This is a genomic window from Sphingobium sp. WCS2017Hpa-17 (genome assembly GCF_031843765.1).
Classification (GTDB): domain Bacteria; phylum Pseudomonadota; class Alphaproteobacteria; order Sphingomonadales; family Sphingomonadaceae; genus Sphingobium.
Map to the genome: position 1 here is coordinate 377,651 of NZ_JAVTIV010000001.1, position 17,277 is coordinate 394,927.

The 17,277-nt window shown below is 65.6% G+C and carries 20 protein-coding genes and 1 riboswitch; of the genes, 14 read left to right on the top strand and 6 right to left on the bottom strand.

The genetic code is table 11. The features are described from left to right. Window positions 1-3 precede the first annotated feature (3 nt). From RQH62_RS01710 to RQH62_RS01720, 3 genes are all read left to right on the top strand, one after another. A complete protein-coding gene (locus tag RQH62_RS01710) occupies window positions 4-309 on the top strand; it encodes a formate dehydrogenase subunit delta (protein WP_311267008.1) in 306 nt (101 codons plus the stop codon). A 31-nt stretch (window positions 310-340) separates the two neighbouring features. Continuing rightward, window positions 341-1,138, top strand: a complete 798-nt coding sequence (gene fdhD, locus RQH62_RS01715; protein WP_311267009.1) for a formate dehydrogenase accessory sulfurtransferase FdhD — start codon at window positions 341-343, stop codon at window positions 1,136-1,138. A 67-nt stretch (window positions 1,139-1,205) separates the two neighbouring features. After that, a riboswitch (cobalamin riboswitch) is annotated at window positions 1,206-1,417 on the top strand. A 167-nt stretch (window positions 1,418-1,584) separates the two neighbouring features. Further along, complete coding sequence (locus RQH62_RS01720) at window positions 1,585-3,441, top strand: TonB-dependent receptor domain-containing protein (protein WP_311267010.1); 1,857 nt, start codon at window positions 1,585-1,587, stop codon at window positions 3,439-3,441. Between the two features lie 16 nt (window positions 3,442-3,457). Here the strand turns inward: RQH62_RS01720 and RQH62_RS01725 are convergent, their stop codons facing one another. Beyond that, window positions 3,458-4,270 (bottom strand): ABC transporter substrate-binding protein, encoded by an 813-nt coding sequence (locus RQH62_RS01725; RefSeq protein ID WP_311267011.1) that lies wholly within the window; start codon window positions 4,268-4,270, stop codon window positions 3,458-3,460. A 38-nt stretch (window positions 4,271-4,308) separates the two neighbouring features. Between RQH62_RS01725 and RQH62_RS01730 the strand changes: the two genes are divergently transcribed. Further along, on the top strand, window positions 4,309-5,307 hold the full coding sequence (locus tag RQH62_RS01730) for an iron ABC transporter permease (RefSeq protein WP_311267012.1): 999 nt from the start codon (window positions 4,309-4,311) through the stop codon (window positions 5,305-5,307). Then, complete coding sequence (locus RQH62_RS01735; RefSeq protein WP_311267013.1) at window positions 5,301-6,077, top strand: ABC transporter ATP-binding protein; 777 nt, start codon at window positions 5,301-5,303, stop codon at window positions 6,075-6,077. The genes RQH62_RS01730 and RQH62_RS01735 overlap by 7 nt, the downstream gene beginning before the upstream one ends. 27 nt (window positions 6,078-6,104) lie before the next feature. Here the strand turns inward: RQH62_RS01735 and RQH62_RS01740 are convergent, their stop codons facing one another. Continuing rightward, window positions 6,105-7,310: a penicillin-binding protein activator gene (locus RQH62_RS01740; protein WP_405053500.1), complete on the bottom strand. Its 1,206-nt coding sequence runs from the start codon at window positions 7,308-7,310 to the stop codon at window positions 6,105-6,107. Between the two features lie 11 nt (window positions 7,311-7,321). On the opposite strand from RQH62_RS01740, the gene rsmI reads away from it, so the two are divergent. The 4 genes from rsmI to RQH62_RS01760 all read left to right on the top strand — a co-directional run bounded on the left by rsmI (window position 7,322) and on the right by RQH62_RS01760 (window position 10,376). Further along, window positions 7,322-8,179 (top strand): 16S rRNA (cytidine(1402)-2'-O)-methyltransferase, encoded by an 858-nt coding sequence (rsmI, locus tag RQH62_RS01745; RefSeq protein ID WP_311267014.1) that lies wholly within the window; start codon window positions 7,322-7,324, stop codon window positions 8,177-8,179. Next, window positions 8,176-8,529, top strand: coding sequence for a YraN family protein (locus RQH62_RS01750; RefSeq protein ID WP_311267015.1), 354 nt, complete (start codon window positions 8,176-8,178; stop codon window positions 8,527-8,529). Before rsmI ends, RQH62_RS01750 begins: the two co-directional genes overlap by 4 nt. 149 nt (window positions 8,530-8,678) lie before the next feature. Next, on the top strand, window positions 8,679-9,653 hold the full coding sequence (gene gshB / locus RQH62_RS01755) for a glutathione synthase (RefSeq protein ID WP_311267016.1): 975 nt from the start codon (window positions 8,679-8,681) through the stop codon (window positions 9,651-9,653). Window positions 9,654-9,776: 123 nt separating this feature from the next. Further along, window positions 9,777-10,376, top strand: a complete 600-nt coding sequence (locus RQH62_RS01760) for a DedA family protein (protein WP_311267017.1) — start codon at window positions 9,777-9,779, stop codon at window positions 10,374-10,376. Here the strand turns inward: RQH62_RS01760 and RQH62_RS01765 are convergent. Together RQH62_RS01765 and RQH62_RS01770 are read right to left on the bottom strand one after the other, a co-directional pair. Continuing rightward, a complete protein-coding gene (locus RQH62_RS01765; RefSeq protein ID WP_311267018.1) occupies window positions 10,373-10,669 on the bottom strand; it encodes a hypothetical protein in 297 nt (98 codons plus the stop codon). The two genes, RQH62_RS01760 and RQH62_RS01765, sit on opposite strands and share 4 nt — an antisense overlap. 65 nt (window positions 10,670-10,734) lie before the next feature. Further along, window positions 10,735-11,625: a tyrosine recombinase XerC gene (locus RQH62_RS01770; RefSeq protein WP_311267019.1), complete on the bottom strand. Its 891-nt coding sequence runs from the start codon at window positions 11,623-11,625 to the stop codon at window positions 10,735-10,737. A gap of 545 nt (window positions 11,626-12,170) precedes the next feature. On the opposite strand from RQH62_RS01770, the gene RQH62_RS01775 reads away from it, so the two are divergent. The 3 genes from RQH62_RS01775 to nadA are packed head-to-tail and all read left to right on the top strand — an operon-like array spanning window position 12,171 to window position 14,797. Beyond that, window positions 12,171-13,049, top strand: a complete 879-nt coding sequence (locus RQH62_RS01775; RefSeq protein WP_311267020.1) for an MBL fold metallo-hydrolase — start codon at window positions 12,171-12,173, stop codon at window positions 13,047-13,049. Further along, complete coding sequence (locus RQH62_RS01780; RefSeq protein WP_311267021.1) at window positions 13,034-13,765, top strand: DUF4230 domain-containing protein; 732 nt, start codon at window positions 13,034-13,036, stop codon at window positions 13,763-13,765. Before RQH62_RS01775 ends, RQH62_RS01780 begins: the two co-directional genes overlap by 16 nt. 45 nt (window positions 13,766-13,810) lie before the next feature. After that, window positions 13,811-14,797: a quinolinate synthase NadA gene (nadA, locus tag RQH62_RS01785; protein ID WP_311267022.1), complete on the top strand. Its 987-nt coding sequence runs from the start codon at window positions 13,811-13,813 to the stop codon at window positions 14,795-14,797. A gap of 6 nt (window positions 14,798-14,803) precedes the next feature. Here nadA and RQH62_RS01790 read toward each other — a convergent pair whose 3' ends face one another. Together RQH62_RS01790 and RQH62_RS01795 are read right to left on the bottom strand one after the other, a co-directional pair. After that, window positions 14,804-15,232, bottom strand: coding sequence for a type II toxin-antitoxin system VapC family toxin (locus tag RQH62_RS01790; protein WP_311267023.1), 429 nt, complete (start codon window positions 15,230-15,232; stop codon window positions 14,804-14,806). Further along, a complete protein-coding gene (locus RQH62_RS01795) occupies window positions 15,229-15,480 on the bottom strand; it encodes a type II toxin-antitoxin system Phd/YefM family antitoxin (protein WP_311267024.1) in 252 nt (83 codons plus the stop codon). The genes RQH62_RS01790 and RQH62_RS01795 overlap by 4 nt, the downstream gene beginning before the upstream one ends. 83 nt (window positions 15,481-15,563) lie before the next feature. Here RQH62_RS01795 and nadC point away from each other — a divergent pair, with 83 nt between their 5' ends. After that, on the top strand, window positions 15,564-16,412 hold the full coding sequence (nadC, locus tag RQH62_RS01800) for a carboxylating nicotinate-nucleotide diphosphorylase (protein WP_311267025.1): 849 nt from the start codon (window positions 15,564-15,566) through the stop codon (window positions 16,410-16,412). Continuing rightward, complete coding sequence (locus RQH62_RS01805; RefSeq protein ID WP_405053501.1) at window positions 16,405-17,217, top strand: ribonuclease T2 family protein; 813 nt, start codon at window positions 16,405-16,407, stop codon at window positions 17,215-17,217. Before nadC ends, RQH62_RS01805 begins: the two co-directional genes overlap by 8 nt. Window positions 17,218-17,277: the final 60 nt, after the last annotated feature.

Here is a 17,277-nt window from a genome sequence, read left to right on the forward strand (position 1 = left end):
CATATGAGTGAGGACAGTCATGCCATGTCCACCACGGACCGGCTCGTCTATATGGCGCACCAGATCGCCCGCAACATGGCGATGATGGGCGAAGAGAAGGCGACGGAAGCGCTCGCCGAACATCTGACCCGCTTCTGGGATCCGCGGATGAAGGCACAGATTGTCGCCATGGCGAAGGAGCAGCCTGAACGGCTTTCGCCGATGGTTGCCGCCGCCGTGGCCCGGATGGCGCAGGGCAGGCCGGCCCCCGATGTCGATGCGGCGCAGTTCAATGCGGTGGATGAGGCGGGGCATTGCGACGCTGGTTGAGCGGGATGCCGTCTGCCGCTAGGCCGTGATCATGGATGATGCCGCCGCCAGCCCCCTGACATTCGATCGCCTGACGCCCGATGGCGCGACGCAGGTGGTCGATCGGCCGCTGGCGCAGGAAGTGCCGGTCGCGATCGAATATAATGGCGCGGGCTATGCCGTGCTGATGGCGACGCCGACCGATATCGGCGATCTGGTACAGGGATTCAGCCTGGCCGAACGGCTGGTCGGCCGGGACGATGCGCTGCTGGACGTCGATGTGCATGATACGGGCGCAGGGATCATCGCCCGCGCGACATTGCCGCCGCATCGCACCGATGGGCTGCTGGAGCGGGTGCGGTATCGCGCGTCGGATTCCTCCTGCGGGCTGTGCGGGATCGAGAATCTGGAGCAGGCGATCCGGCCTTTGCCGCATGTGACCGCAACGTCGCGGGCGGACCGGGCGGCCATATTCCGCGCGCTGGATGGCTTACGCGAACATCAGCCGTTGAATGGCGCGACCGGCGCGGCGCATGCGGCGGCCTGGGTCGGCGCGGACGGCGCGATCCGGCTGGCGCGGGAGGATGTCGGGCGGCACAATGCGTTCGATAAGCTGATCGGGGCGATGGCGCGGATGGGTGCGGACTGGGACGGCGGTTTTGCGCTGCTGTCTTCGCGTTGCTCCTATGAACTGGTGGAGAAGGCGGTGCTGGCCGATTGCCCGCTGCTGGTCACTATCTCCGCGCCGACCCGACTGGCGGCGGAACGGGCCGAGGCGGCGGGATTGCCGCTGGTCGTGCTGGCGCGATCCGACGCGCTGTTGCAACGGGGACACAGCGGCAGGATCTAAACCGGCGCCCGCTTGGCAGCGTCCCCGCTTTCCCTTATGGCGCGCGGCGTGGGGAGGCTTGGCTTTCCTGCAACATGATCGCGCCGGTGCCCGGAAACGGGTTAATCGGGAATGTGGTGCGGGCGTCACAAGCGCCTTAATCCACGGCTGTCCCTGCAACTGTAAGCGGATAGCGCGATGCACTGGCCCCAAAAGGGCAGCCACTGGAGCAATCCGGGAAGGTGTGCATCATGCTGTGACCCGCGAGCCAGGAGACCGGCCGGCGCTTGGTCGCTTTTGCTTTGGTCCAGGGGATGGTCGGGGCACGGTGGTTTTTCCGTCGAGCGACGCCATGCGGCCGGGGCCGCATCGGGCTGCGGACGGGATATGGCGTCATCCCTCCAACACCCGACCGCTTTCGGGCGGACGCCCCTGCCGACGTCGCTTTGACGCTGTAGGGGCAATAAATGTTGAAATATGGACTTTCGCTCGTGGCTTTGATGGCCGCGAATTCCGCCTTTGCGCAGACGGATGACGAGATCGTTGTGACCGCTGCTGGCATCGAGCAGTCGCGTGACGAGGTCGGACAGGCGATCACGATCATCGACGCGGACACGATCAGGACGCGGCAGGCGATCGACGTGGTCGACCTGCTGGCGACGACGCCGGGCGTGCGGTTCAACCGCAACGGCACCGTCGGCGCGCAGACAGGCGTGTCGCTGCGCGGCGCGGAAACGACGCAGACGCTGGTGCTGATCGATGGGGTGAAGGTCAACGATCCCAGCGGCATTGGCGACGGGTATGATTTCGGACCGCTGCTGACCGGCAATATCCGCCGGATCGAGGTGCTGCGCGGGTCCAACTCGGTGGTGCATGGCAGCCAGGCGATCGGCGGCGTGGTCAACATCATGACCGGCGTGCCGGCCGAGGGCTTCGGCGCCAATGCTTCGGCCGAATATGGCTATAGCGATACGTTCAGCGCCAAGGCGGACGTGTCCGGCACCGCCGGCATCGCGTCGGGCGGCATCGGCGCGGCCTATTTCCGCACCGATGGCATCTCGTCGGCGGCCAATGGCACGGAGCGGGACGGTACTGAGAATATTGCCGCGAACGCTCGGTTGAAGCTGACCTTCTCGGATAATTTGAGCCTCGACCTGCGCGGTTACTATATCCATGCAGATCTGGACGTGGATGGCTTCCCCGCGCCGACCTATGTGCTGGCCGATACGCCCGAAGTCGCGATTTCCGACCAATATGTCGGCTATGCCGGTATCAATCTGGCGCTGCTGGATGGCAAGCTGACCAATCGGGCGGCCGTCACCTGGATGCGTAACGATCGCGACTATTATTCGGCGCGCGGCGCGGCGGTCGATTATGGCTATAGCGGCACCAATTTGCGCTTCGAATATGAAGGCGTCTATGCGCCGGTCGATCAGGCCAAGCTGGTCTTCGGTTACGAGCATGAGCGGCCGGACTATGATTATTACGACGCCTTTAGCACGACGAGCGTGAAGATCAACATCGACAGCGTCTATGCGCTGGCGATCGTGAAGCCCTTCACCGGCCTCGCCGTTACCGGCGGTCTGCGCCATGACGATCATAGCCAGTTCGGTGGCGCGACCACCGTCGGCGCCAACGCCAATTATTCGCCCAATGGCGGCGCGACCAATGTGCGGCTGAGCTATGGCGAGGGATTCAAGGCGCCGTCGCTGTTCCAGTTGTACAGTGACTATGGCAATGCAGCGCTGCGTCCAGAGCGGTCGAAAAGCTATGATATTGGCTTTGACCAGATGCTGGACGATGGGCGGGCCACATTGTCGGTTACGGCTTTCCGGCGCGATACGACTGATCAGATCAATTATGATGCTTCGTTGCCGCCGTTCGGCCGATACAATAATATCGACCGCACCCGCGCCAAGGGCGTGGAAGCGTCGATCGCGCTGAAGCCGGTGGATGCGCTGACCGTGACCGCCGCCTACAGCTATGTCGATGCGCGCGACCGGTCGGCCGGATCGGCCAATTTCGGCAACCGTCTGGCCCGCCGTGCCGCCGATGCGGTGAGCGTGTCGGCCGACTATGTCTGGCCGTTCGGCCTGTCCACCGGTGCGACCATCACGATGGTCGGCGACAGTTTCGACAATGCAGCGAACACCCGCCGGCTCGACGGCTATGCGCTGGCCGGCGTGCGCGCGTCCTTCCCTGTGGGCGAACATCTGGAAGTCTATGGTCGCGTCGACAATCTGACCGATGAGAATTACCAGACGGCCTATGGTTATGGCACCTATGGTCGCGCTGCCTATGGCGGCGTGCGTGTTCGCTTCTGAGGACTGCTGGCCGGGGTCAGCGCGGCGCGTTCAGGCGCGCCGTGATGGCCTTTGCCGCCTGCACATAGGCGGGGCCGCCGCAGACGGTCCAGCTTTGCGGCAGGCTGATGCGCGGGATGGTGCGCAGCGCGGGATGGTGCAGCATCTCCGTGCCCTGATCGACCACCCGGTCGGTCGCGCTTTCCACGATCAGCCAGTCGGGGCGGGCGGCGACCATTTCCTCCAGCGATACCTGCGCCAACGCGGGCTTGCCGAGCCGGGCGGCGAGATTGGTGAGACCGGCGCGGTGCATGAGATCGTCGATCAGCGTGCCGGTGCCGGTCATATAGCCGCGCCGCTGATAATAGGCCGCGACGCCAGCGCGCGTGGAGCGCGGCAGAGTGGCGAGGTCGCGGTTCATGCGCGCGATCAGCGCCTCTCCCCGATCGACATGACCGATGGCGCGCGCGACCTGCCGGATCTGGTCGAGGATAGCGCCATAGCTTTCCGCGCTGGCCAGGCCGAGCGTGCGCCAGTTGCCCGGTGGAACTCCAGCGACCTTATTCTCGCCGATCGGGAAGCCCAGGATCAGGTCCGGCTGGATCGCCAGCACTTCCTCCGAAGGGCGGCGCAGCGTGCGCAGGCCGCGCACCTTGTCCGCCGCCGCCGACAGGGACGGGTCGCGGGCGTTGCTGCTGAGCGCGGCGACCTGCCCCGGATCGGCCAGAGCGAGCAGATATTGATCGGCGCAGACGTTGAGCGACACGATGCGCCGAGGATGTTGCGTAGGTGCGGCCGCGCCGGTCAGCGCGAAGGCGCCGAGCGCCGCGAACATCATCCTGCCGATCATCCCCATCGCCTTATCAAGCGCAGGCAAGGAGGCAAGCCATGAGCGCGCGCCGTTATCATTCCTTATTGATTCCCGGCCTGTCGCTGCTGGTGGCCGCTGCGGCCTTTGCCTCCATCCTGCTAGGCGCGGTGCCGATCAGCCCGGCGCGAATCGGCGCGGTGCTGACGGGCGGCGGCGATGCTGTGGCGCGGGCCATCATCCTGGACCTGCGGCTGCCGCGTATGCTGCTGGGCCTGATCGTCGGCGCGATGCTGGGGGTGGGCGGCGCAGCGTTGCAGGGCTATCTGCGCAATCCGCTGGCTGAGCCGGGCGTGCTGGGCGCGTCCAATGCAGCGGCGCTGGGCGCGGTGTGCGCGCTCTATTTCGGGCTGGCGGAACTGCATCCGCTGGCGCTGCCTGCGCTGGCGATCGCGGCGGGAATGGCCGCCATCCTGATCCTGTTCCTGCTGTCGGGATCGGCGGAAAGCCCGCTGACGCTGATCCTGGCGGGGATCGCCATGGCGACGTTGACGACGGCGGGGACCAGCCTGGCGCTCAACCTGTCGCCCAATCCCTTCGCCGCGATGGAGATTATGAGCTGGCTGATGGGGAGCCTGGAAAATCGCAGCTATGGCCATGTCTGGATCGCGCTGCCCTGCGTGGCGGTGGGGGTGGCCTTGCTGGTCGCGGACGGGCGGACGCTGGATGCGCTGACGTTGGGGGAGGAAGGCGCGCAGGCGCTGGGCGTGAACCTGACCGCGGCGCGGGTGCGGATGATGCTGGGCGTGGCGATCGGCGTGGGCGGCGCGGTGGCGGTGTCGGGCGCGATCGGCTTTGTCGGCCTGATCGTGCCGCATCTGGTCCGGCCGCTGACCGACCGGTCGCCATCGGCCGTGCTGTTGCCGTCGCTGCTGGGCGGGGCGGCGTTGCTGACGCTGGCGGATGTCGGTGTGCGGCTGATCCCGACCACCAATGAACTCAAGCTGGGGGTGGTGACGGCCTTGCTGGGCGTGCCGGTCTTTCTTGTCCATCTGATGCGGGAGCGGCGGCTATGGTGACGATCGTTGCGGACGGGCTGTCGGTGCGGCTGGGGCGCCATGCAGCGGTACGGGACGTTAGCGTGACGATGACGCCGGGGACGCTGGTGGGTGTGATCGGCCCCAATGGCGCGGGCAAGTCGACGTTGATCCGGGCGCTGCTGGGGCTGGCGAAGCCGGAGGCTGGGCAGGTGCGGATCGATGGGCGCGATATCGTCGGGCTGGACCGGCAGACGATCGCGCGGTCGGTCGCCTATCTGCCGCAGGGCCAGACGCTGCACTGGCCGCTGGGTGTCGAGCGGCTGGTCGCGCTGGGGCGGTTGCCGCATCTGGGGCCGCTGTCGCGCCTGTCGGCGGAGGATGAGGCCTTGGTCGAGGCGGCGATGGCGCGGGCCGATGTGCTGCACCTGAAGGGCCGGGTCGCGACCGAATTGTCCGGCGGAGAACGGGCGCGGGTGCTGCTGGCGCGGGCGCTGGCGGTGGGTGCACGGGCGCTGATCGCCGACGAGCCGCTCGCTGCGCTCGATCCGGGGCATCAGATCGACGTGATGGACCTGCTGCGGACCGAGGCACGGGGCGGGGCATTGGTGGTGACGGTGTTGCACGATCTCAGCATGGCGGCGCGCTATTGCGACCGGCTGCTGCTGATGGACGGTGGCGCGCTGGTGGCTGACGGCGCGCCGATGGATGTGCTGACGCCCGACATGCTGGCGCGCGTCTATGGCGTGACCGCGCGGATCGAGCGGAACGGGGATGTGCCGCTGATCCTGCCGATGGGGCGGGTTCGCTGATCCTCCCCCTTGCGGGGGAAGATAGTCTTACTCGCCGAAGCTGCGCGGGGCCGGGTCGATCACGCTGATGGCGCCGGCGCCGACTTCGCCGACTTCCAGCGCGCGTTCGGCAACACCCGCGCGGTTGAAGCGGAAGGCGCCGTCGATGCCGGAGAAACCGCCGGCATCGCGCAGGCGGGCCGCCGGGAAGGGTGTGCCGGGCTTCCAGTCCTGCGCGATGCGGACCGTCAGCAGCACCGAGTCATAGCCGAGCGAGGACAGGCGGAAGGGCGCGCTGCCGTAGCGGGCGCGATATTTGTTGGCGAGCTGGCGGTAGAGCGTGTCCGACACGCTGGCGAACCAGGCGCCACGCAGTACGGGACTTGCCGCGAGCGCGGTGTCGGTATTCCACAATTCGGTGCCCAGCAGGCGCGCAGTGGCACCGCCATTTTTGCGCACGATCGGGGCGACCTGCAACGCGACACGGCCGCTGTCCGCGATCAGGAGAGCGTCGTAGCTGGACGAAGCCTGCAATTTCTTCACCGCTGCCGTGATGGAGGCGGGCGATCGGTCGAAGGTCTGCATCGACACGACGGTACCGCCGGCCTGCTCGACCGCGCGCAGCATCGCGTTGCCGGCCCGTTCGCCATAGACGCCGCGCGGCACCAGCGCGCCGAAACGGGTCAGGCCCTTGCCCTTGGCATAATCGACGACGCGGTCGATCGACTGGGCGGTGTTGTAGCCCAGCACATAGACGCCGCTGCCCGCGATGCTGGCATCGTTGGAGAAGCTGACGACCGGCACATTGGCGCGCGCCGCGATCGGCCCGATGATGCGGGCATCCTCCGCCAGCAGGGGGCCAAGGATCAGGCGGTTGCCGTCGGCCAGCGCCTTGTTGACGGCGGCCGCCGCGCCCAGCGCGGTGTCATAGGTGGTGATGCGGACGCGATCGGTCTTGGTATCCAGCAGCGCCAGCGTGGTGGCGTTGGCGATCGACTGACCCACGCCCGCATTGGTGCCGGTCATCGGCACCAGCAAAGCGACGCGATGGCGGGCCGTGTCGGTCGGCAGGCCCTGCACCACTTCCGGGCCGGTCGGCTGGGCGGGACCGGTAGGCGCGACTGGTCCCGGTCCCTTCGGCACGATCGACTGACAGGCGGCCAGGAACAGCGCCGCCCCCATGAAGGCGATCCGTGCGCCCCTTTTTGCGGCGGCGAACATGTTTGCTTGCCGGGGGGCATCCGTCTCTGTCATCTGGCGTCCTTATGGAAACTGAACCTTCAGGGCTTGAACCCGGGCTTTATATCGTTGCGGGGCCAATCGGCAACCTTGGTGACCTTACGCCGCGCGGCGCAGAGGTACTTCGGCTGGCCGATGTGGTCGCCGTGGAAGATACACGGGTGAGCGCGCGGTTGTTGCGCCACGCCGGGTCCGACCGGCCGATGGTCCCCTATCATGATCATAGCGCCGAAAATGTGCGGCAACGGCTGATCGAGCGTATGGCGAGCGAATCGGTGGCTTTGCTGTCCGATGCGGGGACGCCGCTGATTTCCGATCCGGGATATAAGCTGGTGCGCGATGCGCGGGCGGCGGGGCGGAAGATCACGACCCTGCCCGGACCCAGTGCGGCGATCGCGGCGCTGACGCTGTCGGGCCTGCCGACCGACCGTTTCCTGTTCATGGGGTTTTTGCCGAGCAAGGCGAAGGCACGGGGTGATGTGCTGGACGAGGTGGCGGCGCTGCGGGCCACTTTGGTCTTCTATGAAAGCGGGCCGCGCCTGTCGGACAGTCTGGCGTCGATGGCCGCGCATCTGGGCGACCGGGAGGCGGCAGTGAGCCGGGAAATCAGCAAGACGTTCGAGGAGACGGCGACGGGGACGCTGACCGAATTGTCCGCCCGTTACGCCGATGCGCCGCCCAAGGGGGAAATCGTTGTGACCGTCGGCCCGCCCGGAGAAGCGCCCCCGGCCAGCGCGGAGGATGCCGATGCGGCCTTGCTGGAGGCGCTGACGCGGTTGCCGGTATCGAAGGCGGCGGGCGAGGTCGCCAAGAAGCTGGGGCTGGACCGGCGGACGCTCTACGACCGGGCGACGGAATTGAAGGCCGCGGAAGCCGAGGAATGAGCAAACAACAGGCGGAGAAGCGCGGGCGGCAGGGCGAACGCATCGCCGCCTGGTGGCTGCGCCTGAAAGGCTGGCAGATTCTGGGCCGCCGCATGCGGACGCCGGCGGGCGAGGTCGATCTGGTCGCGCGGCGAGGCAGCATGATCGCCTTCGTCGAGGTGAAGGCGCGGGGGAGCGGGGCGGACCTCGATCTGGCGATTGATGAGCGGCGGCTGGCGCGGGTCGCAGCGGCGGCGGAAATATTGTGGCATGATCTGGCGAAACCGGGCGACGATATGCGAATCGACGTCATCCTCCTTGCGCCGGGCCGCGCGCCACGCCATCTGGCGAACGTCTGGCATGGGGGGTGATGATCCCACTCCCCGTTCGCCCTGAGTAGACCCTGAGCGTAGTCGAAGGGTCGTATCGAAGGGTGAGTGCCGCATGGTGCTTCGATACGGGACTTCGGCTTCGCTCAGTTCCTACTCAGCACGAACGGATATGGAAGGAAGTCGCGCGCATGACCATACTCAACCCCCTGACCATTGCCGTGCAGATGGACCCGATGGAGGGGATCAAGATCGGGGGCGATTCGACCTTTCACATCATGCTGGCGGCGCAGGCGCGGGGGCATAAGCTCTATCATTATCTGGCGCCGGACCTGACCTTCCGCGATGGCCGCGTGCTGGCGAAGGCGCGGCCGGTGAAAGTGCAGAAGGTGCAGGGCGACCATTTCGCGTTCGGCGACTGGGAAGTGCTGGATCTGGGTCGGGACGTCGATGTCGTGTGGATGCGGCAGGACCCGCCCTTCGACCTCAGCTACATCACCGCCACGCATCTGCTGGAGCGGGTGCAGGACGAGACTCTGGTGGTGAACGATCCGGCCAGCGTCCGCAATGCGCCCGAAAAGCTGTTCGTGCTGGATTATGCGCGCTTCATGCCACCGACGATGATTACCCGCGATCTGACGCAGGTGAAGGCGTTCCTGGTCGAGCATGGCGAGATCGTGGTGAAGCCGCTCTATGGCAATGGCGGCGTGGCCGTATTCCATGTCGGCAGCAATGGGGCGAACCTGTCGTCGCTCGTGGAACTGTTCAACGCCTCATGGGTCGAACCCTTCATGGTGCAGGCCTTCATCCCCGGCGTCGCGGAAGGCGACAAGCGGATCGTGCTGATCGACGGCGAAGTTGCGGGCGCGGTGAACCGTATTCCGGGCAAGGGCGAAATCCGGTCGAACCTGGCCGTGGGCGGATCGGCTGCGAAGACCGTGCTCACGGAGAAGGAGCGCGAGATTTGCGCCGCGCTTGGCCCGGAATTGAAGGCGCGCGGGTTGCTGTTCGTGGGGATCGACGTGATCGGCGGCGAATGGCTGACGGAAATCAACGTGACGTCGCCGACGGGGATCGTGTCGATCGATGCGTTCGACGGCACCGACACGGGCGGCCTGATCTGGGATGCGATCGACGCGCGATTGGCGGCACGGGCGGCGGCTTGATCTGATGTGTGCCGTCCGTCATGCCAGCGAAAGCTGGCATCTCTCTTCTGCTGGCGACAAGAGTAAGAAAAGTGAGATCCCAGCCTTCGCTGGGATGACGGGGTGTGGGAAGAGGCGGGGTCGATGACCGATTGGGTGCTCCGCCTGATCGATGCGGGCGGATATTGGGGGATCTTCCTGCTGATGATCCTCGAAAATGTCTTTCCGCCGATCCCGTCCGAACTGATCATGGGGATTGGCGGCATCCGCGTCGGGCAGGGGCGGATGGCGATGGAATGGCTGCTGCTGGCGGGCACGATCGGCACCACCATCGGCAATTATTTCTGGTATCTGGTCGGCCATGTGCTGGGCTTTGGTCGGCTGAAGCCGCTGGTTGATCGCTATGGCCGCTGGGCTACGCTGGAATGGCGGGATGTCGAGGCGCTGGACCGGCTGTTCGGCAAATATGGGCAGGTCGTCGTTTTCGTCTTCCGCTTCATGCCGGCGTTCCGCACGATGATATCGCTGCCCGCCGGGCTGTTCCGCATGGGGCATGTCCGCTTCCTGTTGTGGACCACCGGGGGCGCGCTGATCTGGAACGTCATCCTGGCCTATGCCGGCTATGTGCTGGGGCAGAATTTCCGCAACATCGACCATTATGTCGGCCCGGCCGCGACCGCCTGCGTCATCGGGGCGGTGCTCATCTATCTGTGGCGGCTCGCGACCTGGCGGCCCAAGGGCTAGAAGGGGATCTTTACCCCCACCATGACCCGTTGGGAGGTGGTGCCGTTGGCCATGGACTGGCTTTCGACATGGACATTGCCCTTCACTTTGCCGAACAGCCCCATTTCCGCACGGCCGAGCGGTGGTTCGGTATTCAATGGATCAGGATCGTTATCGACCCGCTGGCTCTGGCGGCGGGCGGTAACGACGATGGCGTTTGCGTCGGGGGACGGTTTGACTTTCTGAAGGTCGAAGTCGGCGGGAATGTCGGCCGCACCCACGCTCTGCAAAGCCAGTATCAGACGCAGCATCATCGCATTCCCCTTCGGGTCGAGGCAGCCGCAGGCTGGCGGGGGATTAAGGCCGATATAAGGCGATTTCAGGCGCGGGGATGGGCGTTGCGGTAGATGTCGAGCAGATGGGCAGCATCGACTTGCGTGTAGATTTGGGTCGAAGACAGGCTGGCATGGCCGAGCAGTTCCTGAAGGGAGCGCAGGTCCGCGCCGCGCCCCAGCAAATGGGTCGCGAAACTGTGGCGCAGCGCATGGGGCGTGGTGCGGTCCGACAGGCCGAGGCGCCCGCGCGCACCCTGCACCGCGCGGCGGATGAGCGCGGGAGAGAGCGGCCCGCCGCGCGCGCCGCGAAACAGCGGTTCGTTGCGGGCGGGCGGATAGGGGCTTAAGGAGAGATAGGCGGTGATCGCGTCGCGCACCTGCGGCAGCAGCGGCACGATGCGGGTTTTGTTGCGCTTGCCGGTGACGCGCAGCGTGTCGGATAGCGGCAGGATATCGCCGTGCAGCCCCAGCGCCTCCCCGATGCGCAGGCCCGCGCCATAGAGCAGCAGCAGCACCGCCCAGTCGCGCGCGCCGATCCAGCCGTCGCGGGCGGTTTCGGCGATGTCGGCGGCCAGCGCGATCGCTTCGTCGGGGGAGACGGGGCGGGGGAGGCCACGCTTGACCCGTGGGCCTTTGAGATGCGGTACGCGGGCATCGTCGCCGCCGACGAAATTCAGGAAGCCGCGCACGGCGGACAACTCGCGCGCGGCGGACAGGTTGCCGATGCCGTCCGCGCGCCGGCTGGACAGGAAGGCGCGCAGGTCCGCCTGATCGAGGCTGGTGAGGAGCGCCGGGGTGACGGCCTCGCCCCGATGTTCGGCAAGGAAGGCAATGAGGCGTTCGGCCGTGGCGACATAGGCCCGCACGGTGTGGATGGAACGGCGGCGGTCGAGGCTGAGATGCTGGCGCCAGCGCTCGAGGAGGGCGGCGGTCATGGTGGAAAAGCCGCGCTTAACTTCGCACTTTTCCCGCTGATTTCGACATTTTGGAACAGGCGTTGGAAATATTGTTGCGAGGTGGGGGAGGGGGAGGAGGGGCGCGGCGTCGGCATGGAGGAAGCATAGCAGAGGGGGGCGGAGTAGGACAGGTAGATGGCGTGGAGGGGGGCCAGGCGCGCCCTTCCAATATCGTCAACCCCGCGCAGGCGGGGGGGGCATCTCCCCAACGTTGCACTGGAGGCAATGTCAGGAGATGGGTTCCCGCGTTGACCTGCGGTCGCCCTTCGGGTCGCGGGAATGACAAAAGGGGGTGGAAAGCGGTCATTCCCCTCCCGCCTGCGGGAGGGGCAGCGAGACTTGTGCGCGCAGCGCGTTAGTCGCAGCGGGGTGGGCTGTCGCGACGTCCAGCCCACCCCCTAGCCCCCTCCCGTAAACGGGAGGGGGGACATGTCCACTTCTGGTCGTTTCAGGACATGCCGCCTCGGCGATTGCCCCACCACCCAACCCTTGAAATCCGCGCGTAAATGGGCACATGGATAGCTATGGCACCTCCTTTCGATCCGGCCGACCTGCCGACCGGCCTCTTGATGCCGCTCAGCCCTCTGGTTCATCGCGTGCTGGCGCCCAATCCGTCGCCTTTTACCTTTACCGGCACGCAGACCTATATCGTCGGGGCGCAGGCTGTGGCGGTGATCGATCCGGGGCCGGATGACGCCGATCATCTGACCGCGCTGATCGCCGCGATCGCGGGACGGCCGGTGGTGGCGATATTGTGCACACATACCCATCGCGACCATAGCCCGGCCGCGCGGCCGCTGAGCGATCTGACCGGTGCGCCGGTGATCGGCTGCGCGCCGCTGACGCTGGACGATGACGGGCCGCGCGCGGACGCGGCGTTCGATGCGGGTTATCGGCCAGACCGCGTGCTGGGCGATGGTGAGCAGGTACGCGGGCCGGGCTGGACGCTGGAAGCGGTGGCGACGCCGGGCCATACGTCCAACCATCTCTGCTTTGCGCTGCTGGAAGAGAAAGCGCTGTTCAGCGGCGATCATGTGATGGGCTGGTCCACCAGCGTGATCTCTCCGCCCGATGGCGACATGACCGCCTATATGCGGTCCATGCAGTTGCTGCTGGGGCGCGACGATGTCGTTTACTATCCCGCCCATGGCGAGCCGATCGAGAATCCGCAGCGGCTGGTGCGCGGCATGATGGGCCATCGCAAGCAGCGCGAGGGGCAGATATTGCGCTTCCTGGAGCGGAACGGCGACAGTGCCATCCCGGATATGGTGGCGGATATGTACAAGGGCGTCGATCCGCGCCTGCATGGCGCGGCGGGGCGATCGGTGCTGGCGCATCTGATCGACTTGGACGGCCGGGGGCTGGCTGCACCGACCGGGGACGGGCGATGGCAGATGCGTTGAAGCCCGTGGTCAGGCGCTATGCCGGGCCGGTCGGCGCGGCGTTGCTGATCCTGTTCGTGGGGGCGGCGATGCTGGTCGGCTGGCAGCGCTATAATCGCGACTATGTCGTCACCGTGGAGGATGAAGGGTCGGCGGTGACGAAGATCATCGCCGAGAAGATTGCCGGCACCAGCGACCTGCGCGTGTCGCGGCTGAATGGCGTTGTCCAGAGTACGGCGCAGGATGTGCGCGGCTTTGGCTGGCTGAAGTCTGATCAGGTGGTGAAAATGCCCTATTCGGTGGATTATTTCATCGACCTGTCGGGCCTGACCGCGCGTGATCTGGAATGGGACGAGAAAGGCCGGACGCTGATCGTCAACGCGCCAGACGTGAAGCCGGACAAGGCCAATGTCGATGAAGCGCGCCGGACTTTGGTTCGCACCAGCGGCATGTTCGTGACGCGCGAGGCGGGTGAGGCGCTGAGCCGCAAGGCGTCGGCCCATGCGCAGGCGCGGGCGGAAGCATCGGCGCGCTCGCCCGAACGCATGGCGCAGGCGCGCGAATATGGCCGGTCAGCGGTGGCGAAGGTCATGGGCGCGCCGCTGGCCGCAATGGGCTTTGGCGATGCGCGGGTGATCGTGACTTTCCCGCCGGAACGCAAGGGTCGCAATCGCGAGCAGTGGGACGTCACTACACCGATCAACGAGGTACTGGCAAACAAGCGGCCACAGCGCTAGGGCGCGGGTCAAGCCCGTTTTGCAGGGACGCAGGAGTTACAGGGTATGAACGCTTTCACCGGGATTCCGCAGGGCACGGACCTGCGCGCTGAAATCGAGCGGTTGCGCAAGGAACGCAACGCCGTGATCCTTGGCCATTATTACCAGTCGCCCGAAATTCAGGACCTGTCCGATTTCGTCGGCGATTCGCTGGAGCTGTCGCGCAAGGCGGCGGAGACGGACGCCGACGTCATCGCCTTCTGCGGCGTGCGCTTCATGGCGGAGACGGCCAAGATTTTGTCGCCCGACAAGATCGTGGTGCTGCCGGACATGGATGCCGGCTGTTCGCTGGAGGACAGCTGCCCGCCGGCCCAGTTCAAGGCGTTCCGTGAGGCGCATCCCGATCATATTGCGCTGAGCTACATCAACTGTTCGGCCGAGGTGAAGGCCCTGTCCGACATCATCGTGACGTCGTCGTCCGCCGAGAAGATTCTGGCGCAGATCCCCAAGGATCAGAAGATCATCTTCGGTCCCGACAAGCATCTGGGCGGCTACCTGAAGCGCAAGCTGGGTCGCGACATGCTGCTGTGGCCGGGCGTGTGCATCGTGCATGAGGCGTTCAGCGAAACCGAGCTGCTGAAGCTGAAGGTGCAGCATCCCGATGCGCCGATTGCCGCGCACCCCGAATGTCCGCCCTATATCGTCGACCATGCCGATTATGTGGGGTCGACCAGCGGCATCCTGGACTTTGCCAAGACCATGCCGGGCGACACGCTGATCGTGGCGACCGAACCGCATATCATCCACCAGATGCAGAAAAGCGTGCCGGACAAGAATTTCATCGGCGCGCCGGGTGCGGACGGCAACTGCAACTGCAATGTCTGCCCCTATATGGCGCTCAACACGATGGAGAAGCTGTATCTGTCGCTGCGCGACCTGACGCCGCGGATCGAGATGGACGAGACGTTGCGGTTGCAAGCGAAGAAGAGCCTGGACCGGATGCTGGAGATGGCCAGCGGCACGGTGGGGCAAGGAGATGTTGGCGCGCGCTGAAGCGCTTTAACCGCGATAGGCCAGCCGCTGTTCGCTGAGCAGCGGCTGGTGCCACAATGTTTCGCAGGGGAATGCCGAGAAGGCTGGATCGCGCGTCAGCAAGATCAAGCCTTCCAGTTCCGCCTGCGCCGCCAACATCCGGTCGAAAGGATCGCGATGCGGCACGTCATAAGCCCCGGCACGCAGTCCATGGGCAGCCTTGAGGTCGAGTGACCGGAAATCGGCATCCGCCACCGCAGCCTCATAGCGATCGAGATAGGGCAGGAGTTGCGGCAATTTGCCGATTCGCGCCTTTGTCGCGATCTCACAGGCATTCACACTGCTGACGAAAATCTGGTCGGCCCCGCTTTCGATCATGCGATCAATTCTATCGGGCAGCAGGCTTCGGTCGGTCCACCACCAGATCAGAACATGGGTGTCGAGAAGGAGCCTCAATCCCCATGCCCCTCCCAAAGGCGCAACTCATCCTCCGGCAGCGGATCGAAAACCTCGTCACCGACCGTAAACAAGCCTGCAAACTGGCCACCCCGCCTTTTGGGGCGTTCCTGCGCCGGGTTGATCGGCACCAGTTTAGCATAGGGTTTTCCGGCCTTGGCAAGGATGATTTCCTCGCCGGCATGGGCACGGTCCAAGAGCTTGGAGAAATGCGTCTTGGCCTCGTGAACATTGACGGTCGCGGTCATGCAATCAATATGGACTTAGTCCATGGACTAAGTCAAGTGCGATGGAGACTTGCGACCCGACCACATATGATTAGAGAGAGGCCATGACCTTCTCCCTTCCCGGTTTCGACCTTGATGCTTTTGTGGCGGCCACGCTGGCCGAAGACCTTGGCCCCGATGGGCGCGACGTCACCAGCGAGGCGGTGATTCCCACCGATGCGATCTTCGACGGGGTGATGGACAGCCGGGACGATGTGACGCTGGCCGGGCTGCCGATCGCGGTCGCCTTCTTCCGGGCGCTCGATCCCGATGTTGCGATCGAATGGCTGCATCAGGACGGCGATCGGGTGGCGGCCGGGACCGACATCATGCGCATCCGGGGCAAGGCGCGGGCGATGCTGACGGCGGAGCGATCCGCGCTCAACACGGTGCAGCATCTGACCGGCATCGCGACGATGACGCGGGCCTATGTCGATGCGATCCTGGGCACGGGTGCGACCCTGCTCGATACGCGCAAGACGATTCCCGGCCTGCGCGTGTTGGAGAAATATGCGACGCGGCAGGGCGGCGCGACCAATCATCGCATGGGCCTGTGGGACGCGGCGATGATCAAGGACAATCATGTCGCGGTCGCCGGATCGGTCGACGAAGCGGTGCGCCGCGCCGCTGCCGCCGGGATTGCCAGCATCATCGTGGAGGTCGACCGGGTCGATCAGATCGAACCGGCGCTGGCGGCCGGCGCGACCCATCTGCTGCTCGACAATATGGATGCGCCGACGCTGCGTGGCGCGGTGACGCTGGTGGGCGGTCGCGTGCCGACCGAGGCGTCGGGCGGCGTCACGCTGGACACGATCCGTGCCAAGGCGGATACGGGCGTCACCTATATCAGCGTCGGCCGGCTGACACAGTCGGCGCCGGCGGCCGACATCGGACTGGATTTCGCTTATGCTTAAATCGCTCATCGCTTTGGTTTTGATGGCAGCGCCCGGCGTGGCGGTGGCCCAGTCGGCCCAATGCCGCATGCCGGCGCAGATCACCCGGCCCGAAGCGGAAGGGCCAACCGCCAAGGAACCCAAGCGCGTGCTGCCGATCGGCAGCTATACGCTGGCGATCAGCTGGTCGCCGCAATTTTGTTCGACCGCGCGGGAGCGGGGCAGTCTGCAATGTAGCGGCAAGGCCGGCCGGTTCGGCTTTACCCTGCATGGGCTGTGGCCCGACGGCTATGGCAAGGAGTGGCCGCAATATTGCCGCCCGGCCGATCTGGTTCCGCGTGAGGTGATCCGCCAGAATCTGTGCAATACGCCATCGCCGCAGCTGATCCAGCATGAATGGGCCAAGCATGGCACCTGCATGGCCAGCAAGCCGGAGCTGTATTTCAACCTGTCACGGGCCTTCTATCAGTCGCTGCGTTACCCGGATATGGGCGCGTTGGCACGGCGCAAGACGCTGACCGTGGGGCAGTTCGCCGAAGCCTTTGCCCGCGCGAACAAGGGGATGAAGGCCGAGATGATGCGGGTCACCACGACGCGCGGCAACTGGCTGAGCGAAATCTGGCTGTGTCTGGATCGGGCGCTGGAATATGCAAGTTGCCCGGCGCATCAGGGCGGCGCGCCGGACAGCGCCTATCTCAAGATCGAGCCGGGTCCGGCGATCGCCAATCCCCGTCGCCCGGCGCAGACGCCCACGCCGCAGCGTGAGCCGGGGCTGTTCCTGAAGCTGGACCCCAATGCGCAGCCACCGGCCGAGGGCACGCACTGACGGCTAGAGTATGATGTGGTTAGATTGAACCATATCATACTCTAAAATTTCTTTGTTTTC

Excerpts from the sequence above, each read along its gene's own strand:
- RQH62_RS01735 (WP_311267013.1), top strand. The coding sequence starts at position 5,301 with ATGGTGACGATCGTTGCGGACGGGCTGTCGGTGCGGCTGGGGCGCCAT.
- RQH62_RS01795 (WP_311267024.1), bottom strand. The coding sequence starts at position 15,480 with ATGACCGCGACCGTCAATGTTCACGAGGCCAAGACGCATTTCTCCAAG.
- rsmI (WP_311267014.1), top strand. The coding sequence starts at position 7,322 with ATGGAAACTGAACCTTCAGGGCTTGAACCCGGGCTTTATATCGTTGCG.
- gshB (WP_311267016.1), top strand. The coding sequence starts at position 8,679 with ATGACCATACTCAACCCCCTGACCATTGCCGTGCAGATGGACCCGATG.
- RQH62_RS01750 (WP_311267015.1), top strand. The coding sequence starts at position 8,176 with ATGAGCAAACAACAGGCGGAGAAGCGCGGGCGGCAGGGCGAACGCATC.
- RQH62_RS01720 (WP_311267010.1), top strand. The coding sequence starts at position 1,585 with ATGTTGAAATATGGACTTTCGCTCGTGGCTTTGATGGCCGCGAATTCC.
- RQH62_RS01725 (WP_311267011.1), bottom strand. The coding sequence starts at position 4,270 with ATGATCGGCAGGATGATGTTCGCGGCGCTCGGCGCCTTCGCGCTGACC.
- nadC (WP_311267025.1), top strand. The coding sequence starts at position 15,564 with ATGACCTTCTCCCTTCCCGGTTTCGACCTTGATGCTTTTGTGGCGGCC.
- RQH62_RS01710 (WP_311267008.1), top strand. The coding sequence starts at position 4 with ATGAGTGAGGACAGTCATGCCATGTCCACCACGGACCGGCTCGTCTAT.
- RQH62_RS01780 (WP_311267021.1), top strand. The coding sequence starts at position 13,034 with ATGGCAGATGCGTTGAAGCCCGTGGTCAGGCGCTATGCCGGGCCGGTC.
- RQH62_RS01775 (WP_311267020.1), top strand. The coding sequence starts at position 12,171 with ATGGCACCTCCTTTCGATCCGGCCGACCTGCCGACCGGCCTCTTGATG.
- RQH62_RS01805 (WP_405053501.1), top strand. The coding sequence starts at position 16,405 with ATGCTTAAATCGCTCATCGCTTTGGTTTTGATGGCAGCGCCCGGCGTG.
- RQH62_RS01740 (WP_405053500.1), bottom strand. The coding sequence starts at position 7,310 with ATGACAGAGACGGATGCCCCCCGGCAAGCAAACATGTTCGCCGCCGCA.
- nadA (WP_311267022.1), top strand. The coding sequence starts at position 13,811 with ATGAACGCTTTCACCGGGATTCCGCAGGGCACGGACCTGCGCGCTGAA.
- RQH62_RS01730 (WP_311267012.1), top strand. The coding sequence starts at position 4,309 with ATGAGCGCGCGCCGTTATCATTCCTTATTGATTCCCGGCCTGTCGCTG.
- RQH62_RS01760 (WP_311267017.1), top strand. The coding sequence starts at position 9,777 with ATGACCGATTGGGTGCTCCGCCTGATCGATGCGGGCGGATATTGGGGG.
- fdhD (WP_311267009.1), top strand. The coding sequence starts at position 341 with ATGGATGATGCCGCCGCCAGCCCCCTGACATTCGATCGCCTGACGCCC.
- RQH62_RS01770 (WP_311267019.1), bottom strand. The coding sequence starts at position 11,625 with ATGACCGCCGCCCTCCTCGAGCGCTGGCGCCAGCATCTCAGCCTCGAC.
- RQH62_RS01765 (WP_311267018.1), bottom strand. The coding sequence starts at position 10,669 with ATGATGCTGCGTCTGATACTGGCTTTGCAGAGCGTGGGTGCGGCCGAC.